1 protein-coding gene is annotated in these 275 nt (G+C 62.2%); it reads left to right on the top strand.

Translation table 11 applies throughout. The annotated features are described in order from the left end of the window. Window positions 1-275: GDP-mannose 4,6-dehydratase (locus AC5ZG1_RS44935; RefSeq protein ID WP_496136642.1), on the top strand; the 275-nt coding region annotated here is incomplete at both ends.

Here is a 275-nt window from a genome sequence, read left to right as displayed (position 1 = left end):
CAGACCAACATCGTCGGCACCTTCACCATCCTGCAGGAAGCGCTGCGCCATTGGCGCACGCTCTCGCCCGAGAAGCGTGAGCAATTCCGCTTCCTCCACATCTCGACCGACGAGGTGTTCGGCTCGCTCGGCGACGACGGCTTCTTCACGGAGACGACGGCATACGCGCCGAACTCGCCCTACTCCGCAAGCAAAGCTTCCTCCGACCATCTGGTGCGCGCCTGGCGCGAGACCTACGATTTGCCGACGCTGGTCACCAACTGCTCGAACAATTA

It is taken from the genome of Bradyrhizobium sp. Leo78, from assembly GCF_059512425.1.
The sequence above is the reverse complement of the archived record's forward strand: the minus strand, read 5'-3'. Positions and strand labels throughout refer to the sequence as shown.